7 protein-coding genes are annotated in these 8,152 nt (G+C 74.4%); 4 read left to right on the top strand and 3 right to left on the bottom strand.

Annotated features, from left to right (window positions below):
• From VN520_RS20870 to VN520_RS20855, 4 genes are all read left to right on the top strand, one after another.
• Nucleotides 1-1,115 (top strand): polyprenyl synthetase family protein (locus VN520_RS20870; protein ID WP_325748454.1); only part of this gene is annotated, 1,115 nt, incomplete at its 5' end.
• Nucleotides 1,112-2,647, top strand: a complete 1,536-nt coding sequence (locus VN520_RS20865; protein ID WP_325748453.1) for a phytoene desaturase — start codon at nucleotides 1,112-1,114, stop codon at nucleotides 2,645-2,647. The genes VN520_RS20870 and VN520_RS20865, both read left to right, overlap by 4 nt.
• The gene (locus tag VN520_RS20860) at nucleotides 2,644-3,630 is read left to right on the top strand and encodes a phytoene/squalene synthase family protein (RefSeq protein ID WP_325748452.1); all 987 of its coding nucleotides are present in this window, start codon (nucleotides 2,644-2,646) and stop codon (nucleotides 3,628-3,630) included. Before VN520_RS20865 ends, VN520_RS20860 begins: the two co-directional genes overlap by 4 nt.
• Nucleotides 3,627-4,634, top strand: coding sequence for a DUF5914 domain-containing protein (locus VN520_RS20855; protein ID WP_325748451.1), 1,008 nt, complete (start codon nucleotides 3,627-3,629; stop codon nucleotides 4,632-4,634). Before VN520_RS20860 ends, VN520_RS20855 begins: the two co-directional genes overlap by 4 nt.
• 3 nt (nucleotides 4,635-4,637) lie before the next feature.
• On the opposite strand, the gene VN520_RS20850 is transcribed toward VN520_RS20855, so the two are convergent.
• The 3 genes from VN520_RS20850 to VN520_RS20840 are packed head-to-tail and all read right to left on the bottom strand — an operon-like array spanning nucleotide 4,638 to nucleotide 8,136.
• The gene (locus VN520_RS20850) at nucleotides 4,638-6,200 is read right to left on the bottom strand and encodes an FAD-dependent oxidoreductase (RefSeq protein ID WP_325748450.1); all 1,563 of its coding nucleotides are present in this window, start codon (nucleotides 6,198-6,200) and stop codon (nucleotides 4,638-4,640) included.
• Nucleotides 6,197-6,931: a class I SAM-dependent methyltransferase gene (locus VN520_RS20845; RefSeq protein ID WP_325748449.1), complete on the bottom strand. Its 735-nt coding sequence runs from the start codon at nucleotides 6,929-6,931 to the stop codon at nucleotides 6,197-6,199. Before VN520_RS20845 ends, VN520_RS20850 begins: the two co-directional genes overlap by 4 nt.
• On the bottom strand, nucleotides 6,928-8,136 hold the full coding sequence (locus VN520_RS20840; protein ID WP_325748455.1) for a lycopene cyclase family protein: 1,209 nt from the start codon (nucleotides 8,134-8,136) through the stop codon (nucleotides 6,928-6,930). Before VN520_RS20840 ends, VN520_RS20845 begins: the two co-directional genes overlap by 4 nt.
• Nucleotides 8,137-8,152: the final 16 nt, after the last annotated feature.

The raw sequence follows: 8,152 nt of genomic DNA, 5'->3' as shown, positions 1-8,152 counted from the left end.
AAGGCACCGGCCCCTGGCAGGTCCCGCGCACCGCCGCGGAGGCAGCCGCGGCCGTCGACGCCGTCCTCGCGGAGCACCTGCACACCAGACTGTGCGAAGCCCGGCGGGTCGACACGGTGTTCGCCGAGGAGGTGGCCGCGCGGGTCGCCCGGTTCGTCCTGCACGGCGGGAAACGGCTGCGTACGGCCTTCGTCTGGTGCGGGTGGCTGGCCGCCGGAGGCGCCGGGGACCCCCGGACGCCGCTGCGCATCGGCGCAGCCCTGGAACTGCTGCAGGCATGCGCGCTGGTGCACGACGACGTGATGGACGAATCGCCGGTACGCCGCGGCGCACCGGCTGTGCACGCGGACTTCGCGCGCATGCACCGGACCGGCCGTATGAGAGGCTCCGCCGCGTCCTACTCGGCCACCGCCGCGGTGCTCGCCGGGGACCTGGCACTGGCGTGGGCCGACGATCTGCTCACCGAGACCGCGCTGGCCTCCCCGAACGGCGACCGGCTGCACCACGAGTGGAAGGCGATGCGCGGGGAGATGGTCGCCGGCCAGTACCTGGACATGCGCGCGCAGGCGGCCGGTTCCTCCGACCCCGCCCGGGCCAGGAGCATCGCGACGCTCAAGAGCGCGCTCTACACCGTGGAGCGCCCGCTCGCCCTGGGCGCGTCCCTGGCCGGCGCGGAGACCCGCACCATGGACGCGCTGCGGTCCGCCGGACGGAGCGCGGGGCTCGCGTTCCAGCTCCGTGACGACCTGCTGGGCGCGTTCGGGGACCCGGCCGTCACAGGGAAGCCCGCGGGCGAGGACCTGCGAGGACGCAAGCTCACCTACCTCCTCGCCGTCGCGCTCCGGCTCGCCGCCGAGTCGGGCGACACCGAGGCCCTGGCCGTACTCGGTCCCGAAGGCACCGCATCCGGCCGGGGAACGGCCGACCGGATGCGCGCCGCCCTGGAACGCACGGGCGCACGGGCCGTGGTGGAGGAGGAGATCGCCGGGCTGTCCGCATCGAGCCTGCGTCACTTCGCGGCCACCGGAGCGGACGACCGCTCCCGGCGGGAGTTCACCGCGCTGGTGGCCAGGGCCGTGGGCGTCGCCCCCCTCCGGGACGGGGAGGGCGCATGAGGACCGTCTCCGGTCCCACGGACCACGTGGTGGTGGTCGGCGCGGGCCTCGCCGGCCTCGCCACGGCCCTTCATCTGCTCGGCGCGGGCCGCCGGGTGACCGTCGTCGAGCGCGACGCCGGGCCCGGGGGCAGGGCGGGACGGCTGGAACTCGGCGGCTACCGGATCGACACCGGACCCACCGTCCTGACCATGCCGCACCTGGCCGAGGAAGCCTTCGCCGCAGTCGGGGACAGCCTCCACCGCCGGGTGGAGCTCATCCCGCTGCACCCGGCCTACCGGGCCCGCTTCGCGGACGGCAGCGGGCTGGACGTCCACACGGACGGCGACGCCATGGAGTGCGAGGTGCGGAGGTTCGCCGGGGCGCCGGAGGCTGCCGGGTACCGGCGGCTGCGCCACTGGCTGGAGAAGCTGTACCAGGCGCAGATGCACCGCTTCATCGACACCAATTTCGACTCGCCCTTCCAGCTCCTGCACCCCGACCTCGCCCGGCTGGCGGCCCTGGGCGGCTTCGGCCGGCTCGACCGGCAGATCGGCAGGTTCCTCTCGGACCCACGGCTGCGCCGGGTGTTCTCCTTCCAGTCGCTCTACGCGGGAGTCGCCCCGGCCCGTGCGCTCGCCGCCTACGCCGTCATCGCCTACATGGACACGGTCGCGGGCGTCTGGTTCCCGAAGGGCGGCATGCACGCCCTGCCCCGGGCGATGGCGGACGCGGCCACCGACGCGGGCGGGGAGTTCCGCTGGTCCGCGGAGGTGAACGCGCTGGAGCGCACGGCGGGGCGGGTACGGGCCGTACGGCTGGCATCAGGTGAGCGGATCGCCTGCGACGCGGTCGTCCTGACACCGGATCTGCCCGTCGCCCACCGGCTCCTGGGACGGGCGCCGCGACGTGCCGTGCCGCTGCGTCACGCCCCGTCCGCGGTGGTCCTGCACGCGGGCACGGACCGCACCTGGCCGGAACTGGCGCACCACACGCTCTCCTTCGGTGCCGCCTGGGAGCACACCTTCGACGAACTCACCCGGGCCGGACGGCTGATGAGTGACCCGTCGCTGCTCATCACCCGCCCCACCGCACATGACCTGTCACTCGCGCCGCGAGGCAAGCACCTGCACTACGTCCTCGCGCCGTGCCCCAACACCACGGCCGGCCCGGCGGCGGGCACCTGGCACGGCCTGGGACCGCGCTACCGGGACAGTCTGCTGGCCGAGCTGGAGCGCCGGGGGCTCGACGGCTTCGAGGCCTCGATCGAGCGGGAACTGCTGGTCACCCCGGCGGACTGGACGGCCCGGGGACACGCGGCGGGCACCCCCTTCTCGGTGGCGCACACATTCGCGCAGACCGGGCCCTTCCGGCCGCGCAACCTCGTACGCGGTCACGACAACGTCGTCCTCGCCGGATGCGGGACCACACCCGGGGTCGGCGTGCCGACCGTACTCATCAGCGGCAAGCTCGCCGCGGCCCGCATCACCGGCACTCCCCGTGCGACGGGCGCGCGCCACCGACCCCCCGTCCTCGAAGGGCAGAGCCGGTGAACCGACGCGAACTGGACGCCGCCGGGATCACCGGGCCTGCCCTGCGCGCCTGCTACGCCCGGTGCCGACAGCTCAACGCCCAGCACGGCCGTACGTACTTCCTGGCGACCCGGCTGCTACCGGTGGAGCGCCGCTGCGCCGTGCACGCCCTGTACGGTTTCGCCCGCTGGGCCGACGACATCGTGGACGACCTCGACCGCCGGCAGCCGCCCGGGGAACGCGACCGCCTGCTGTGTCTGCTGGAGAGCGATCTCGCCCACGCACTCCGTACGGGAGGCGGGGTGGAGCCCGTGGTCAGGGCCGTGTCGGACACCGCCGAGCGCTACGCCATCGACCACGCCCTGTTCGCCGACTTCCTCGCGTCCATGCGCAGCGACCTCTCCGTCACCGACTATCCGACCTACGCCGATCTGCGTGCCTACATGCACGGCTCGGCAGCGGTGATCGGCCTCCAGATGCTCCCCGTGCTCGGGACGGTCGTGCCCCGTGCGGAAGCGGCCCCGCACGCGGCCGCGCTGGGCGTGGCCTTCCAGCTGACCAACTTCCTGCGGGACGTGGGCGAGGACCTGGACCGCGGGCGTGTCTATCTGCCGGCGGACCTGCTCGCCGCTCACGGAGTGCAACGGCCCCTGCTGGAGTGGAGCCGTCGCACCGGACGGCACGACCCGCGCATCCGCGCCGCCTTCGCCGACGCCGAAGCGATGATCCGGGGCGTGTACCGGGAGGCGGAACCGGGCATCGCCATGCTGGATCCACACGTACGGCCCTGCATCCGGACGGCGTTCGTCCTGTACCGGGGAATCCTGGACGCGATCGCAGCCGACGGCCACCGGGTGCTCCACCGCCGTGCCGTGGTGCCGCGCCGACGGCGGGCCGTCACCGCCGCGGGCGGGCTCGTACGGATCCTGGGAGCGCGGATGCGGACCACCTCGCCCGTCGCGACTCCGGGCGCGGTCGCCGGGGCGAAGGGCACCGTGCGATGAACGACCCACGAAGAAGCCGGAGTCGGACGCCACCGCTGCGGGTGCGGCGGGCCCCCCGCTGGGAGCGGCAGGACCCGGCCTGGCGTGAGGCGAAGCCCGCCCTGATCGCCCAGGCGCTGAAGCGGGCCGCCGCCCGGCCGTCGGGCAACTGGTACGTCGTCGGGGCCTCCCGGGAGATCGGGGCACAGGACCGCCCCTACGGCCGTACGATCGCGGGGACGGAGGTCGTCCTGTGGCGGTCGCAGGACGGTGCGCTGCGGGCCGGCCCGGGGGAGTGCCCCCATCTGGGGGCTCCGCTGCGCGACAGTCGCGTGGTGTGCGGCACGCTGATGTGCCACTGGCACGGTCTGGCTCTGCACGGCGGGCCGTTCGCCGGATGGGAGCCGTACCCGGTGCACGACGACGGGGTGCTGGTCTGGGTGCGGCTGGACCCGGCAGGGCGCGAAACGCCACTGGAGCGCCCCGTCGTGCCGCTGCGGCCGGCACCGGGGGGCGCGGTGGATGCGGTGTTCACGGCGACGGGCCGGTGCGAACCCGAGGACGTGGTCGCCAACCGCCTCGACCCCTGGCACGGCTCCTGGTTCCACCCCTATGCGTTCGTCGGCCTGAGGGTGGCCAGAACCCCCGGGGACGGCGGGGAGGACGCATTCGCCGTCGACGTGTCGTTCAAGGTCGCGGGCCGGCTGGTGGTGCCGGTGCGGGCCGTGTTCACCGCGCCCGGACCGCGCACGGTGGTCATGCGGATCACCGACGGCGAGGGTGCCGGGTCGGTGGTGGAGACCCATGCCACACCGCTCACCGCACCCGGCGCCACGCACCCGCGGACGGCGGTGGTCGAGGCCGTCGTCGCCTCCTCGGACCGGCGGGGTTTCGCCCTGGCGCGCGCCGCCGCGCCCGCCCTGCGGCCGTTGATGCGACGGACGGCCGGCCGCCTCTGGCGTGACGACCTGGCGTACGCCGAACGCCGCTGGTCGCTGCGGAGCACCGGGCGCTTCCCCGGCTGAACGTCACCGCCGCGCGGCCCGGCCCGCGAGGGCGCGCAGCACCCGGGAGCGTCCGGCCCGCGGAACGGTCCAGAGCACCTGCCCCCTGATGCCCCAGCCGGCGAGAAGCGCGTTGGCGGCCAGAAAACCCGAGGTCGCCGCGCGCTCCATCAGGGCGACGGGGAGGTCGGTGCGGACCAGGTCGCCCGCGAGCGTGACGCGGGGATGAGGCGTGCGTACGGCCGGCCGGCGGTGGTGGGCGCCGACGGGGAAGACGGGGCAGTCGGCGCGCCATTCGTGCCGGACGTCGACGACCCCGGCGTCCGTGGTCTCGGGGTAGACCTCGTGCAGCCGGCCGAGCATCCGGCGCTGCACCTCCTTCCGTTCGGCTCCCTCGTCCACGGCGTAGGCATGGAGTTCGACCACGGAACCGCCCGTCCGCGCGGCCCAGCGCGCTGATTCACCTTCCCAGCGGTCGAGGACGCTGACGTTGTCGAGCCCGTCGAAGCCACTGGTGCCGAGGAAGCCCGCGCGGTCCTCGCGCACGGGGCGGTCGAGCCAGAGCCGGGACACCAGGAACGGCGGCGCGGTGCGCAGGGCCGCGACGTCCGCGCGCCAGGACGCGTCCCCCAGCCCCTCGGAAGCGCCCACGACATGGCGCAGACCACGGGTGTCCAGGGCGAGGACCACGGCCTGATGGCGGCCGGCCGCCCCGCCGGACTCCACGCTCAGGTCCCCGCCGGCCACCGGGCGGACGCGGTGGACGGGAGAACCGGTGCGCACCTCGGCGCCGAGCCGTCGCAGATAGCCGCCCAGAGGTTCCCAGAGCGCCTGGGGGAACGGCTCGCGCGGTACGTCGAAGAGGAGGCCCTCGGAGGAGCCGAGGAAGTAGATGTGGAACATCAGCAGCAGTTCGGCGGCGGATAGTTCACGCGGGTCGGCGAAGAAGCTGCGGGAGAACACCTCGAAGGCCAGATGACGGGCCGCCTCGGGGAAGTCGATCCGGTGCAGGAAGTCCTCGGCGCTGATCCCGTCGAACCGCTCGTACACCTCGGGGACCCGGACGTCGAGAAGGGGCAGTGCCTCGCGGGGGTTCATGGCGGCGAGGTCGCGCCAGCCGAACGAGGGGCTGAGCGCCACGAATCCGAGCGCGCTCCACGGAGGGGTCCTCGGCACCCGGGCGAATCCGTCCGCCATGCCGTCGCGGTGCAGCAGCGGGTAGTCCGGCAGCGGGGTGAGCGCCGTGAGCCGGGGGTCCGTACGGCGCAGGAGCCCGCGCAGGTTGTAGTACTGGCGGAAGAAGGCGTGGAAGCCGCGGCTCATCGTCACCCCGGACCCGTCGGCGAGGCGCACGGGCCACCCGGCGAGGCGCCCTCCGAGCGTCTCGCCCTGCTCGTACAGCGTCACGCGGACACCGCGTTCGGCGAGCGCGGTCGCCGCCGCGAGACCGGCGATGCCGCCGCCGATCACCGCCGCCGAAGGTGCGTCACCGGTGAAGCGCTCGCGTCCGGGCTCCGGCAGGAGCACCTCCGCCCGGCGGTCCCGTCCGTGCCGGTCTGCGTCGGGACGGTGCCTTCGCGTCCTCATGACGCCTCGGGCGCGGCAGGTCCCACGGCACTCCGGGCGAGGAACGCGTGAACGATTCCGGTCTGCCAGCCGCCGACGGGCGCGGTCCGCACGAAGGGGAATCCTGCCCGGGCGATCCGCTGCGCGAAGACGGGCGCCGTGTCGAACGCCAGGACACTTCGCCACAGATGGTGGTACAGCTCACGGTCGCCGGTCAGCGTGCCCGCCGGGACGATGACGCCCCGGCAGACCGCGTTCCACACCGCCCGGTGCACGGGCGAGCCGCTGAGGCTGTATTCATGGACCAGCAGACGGCCGCCGGGACGCAGGAGGGCGCGTACGGCTCGGAGGACCTCGCCGGGTTCTGCGACGTTGCGGAAGAGGTAGGCGGCGAAGACGGCGTCGTACGAGCCGTCGTCGTCGGTGGCGGGGAGTTCCTCCGCGGACCGGTGCAGGAAGCGGACGTTCGGGGGCCAGCGTTTCGCGCGCGCCCGCTCCAGCATGCCGGCGGAGGCGTCCACCGCGGTGATCCGGGCGTAGGGAGCCGCCCGGAGCAGCGCCCGCGTGGACGCGCCCGTACCGCAGCCGAGATCGAGCACCCGCAGACCCCGCCCGCCGCGGGGCAGCCGGAGGCGGTGCGCCGAGCGGAGGAGGTCGGAGCGGTAGCCAGGATTCAGTGCGGTGAGCCGGTCGTAGGTGTGTGCCGCGTGGTCGAAGGCGCGTGCCAGATCGTGGTCCCGCAGGAGGGTCATCGGGGGCTCTCTTCGGATCGGCCGGTGGTCCGGCGGGCGAGAAAGGGGAGCTCGGCCGCGGTGCGGAGCATCGGCCCGGCCGGTGTGCGCAGGCCGATGCCGAACTCCTCCCACGGCGTGCTCCCGCCGTCGAGGAAACGCAGGAGCCGCTCCATGGGGACGCGGCGGAAGAGGCCGGTGAAGAAGCGCGGCCCGTCCACACGCCCGGTGTCCAGGGCCCGGAGCAGCACGGCGTCCATGGCGAGAGCCCTGCGGCCGTGCGGCCGGGGAACGTCCGGGTGTCCGCGGTGCAGCGCGGCGGCGATGGCCCGGCTCTGACGCTGCACCGCGGCGAAGGTGTAGCCGGTCGCCGGCCGGGTGGCGCCGCCGGCCGCCCCGATACGGAAGACGGACCGGGCGGTCCGGCGGGGGAAGCACGCGTCGGTCATGGGGATCACGCCCTGCTCGGCCGACTCCACGGTGAACCGGCCGAGACGCAGGACGTCCTCGGTGTACTGCCGCAGGGCGGCTTCGTACGCGGCCGCCGTGAGCGGGGCACGGGAGAATTCGGTGTACTCCACCAGCGCCCGGTCCGGTGCGAGCGGCAGCACGTAGCCGAAAGCGAGCCCGTGGCCGGGCTGCGGGACCCGGAAGTCCATCAGGTCAGCCACTCCGGGATCGAAGCAGGGGAGCGCGGTGTGCACGAACCAGCCCCGGAAGTGCTGCAGCAGCAGCGTGCGGTGGGGCGGTGCGACCCGTACGGGCCGCGAGTCGAAGACGCGTCTGCCGCGCAGGACGAGCGGCTGTCCGCCGGCCGTCGTGCAGCGCACTTCGGCGCCGTACGGGGCCTCACGCACCTCGTGTGCGGTGGCACGCAGGACCTGGGCCGTCGGGGACGCCGCGAGGCGGGAGTGGACGAGCCGTTCGAAGGGGCCCGAGCGCACCATGCGGTAGCGCAGCGGCGCGGGATCCGACTCGATGACCTCGCCGTCCGGTCCGCGCACCCTCAGCCGCCGCCACGAGGCGGCGACCGCCTCCTCGAACTCTCCGGCGCCCGCCTCCCAGTAGCACCAGGTGCGCTCCGCCGGGCGCAGCGGACCCTCGGGAGCCTCGACCAGGGTCACTTCCGTGCCGGTCCTGGTGAGCCAGTGGGCGAGGCAGAGGCCGGCGGCCCCGCCGCCCACGATCACGGCGTCCTGCACGCGCCCCCGGAGGTGCCCGGTCACCTCGCGGGGATCCGCG

This window comes from Streptomyces sp. (genome assembly GCF_035563135.1).
Taxonomy (GTDB): domain Bacteria; phylum Actinomycetota; class Actinomycetes; order Streptomycetales; family Streptomycetaceae; genus Streptomyces.
This window is presented reverse-complemented; position numbering and strand designations above follow the sequence as displayed.

Excerpts from the sequence above, each read along its gene's own strand:
- VN520_RS20865 (WP_325748453.1), top strand. The coding sequence starts at position 1,112 with ATGAGGACCGTCTCCGGTCCCACGGACCACGTGGTGGTGGTCGGCGCG.
- VN520_RS20855 (WP_325748451.1), top strand. The coding sequence starts at position 3,627 with ATGAACGACCCACGAAGAAGCCGGAGTCGGACGCCACCGCTGCGGGTG.
- VN520_RS20850 (WP_325748450.1), bottom strand. The coding sequence starts at position 6,200 with ATGAGGACGCGAAGGCACCGTCCCGACGCAGACCGGCACGGACGGGAC.
- VN520_RS20845 (WP_325748449.1), bottom strand. The coding sequence starts at position 6,931 with ATGACCCTCCTGCGGGACCACGATCTGGCACGCGCCTTCGACCACGCG.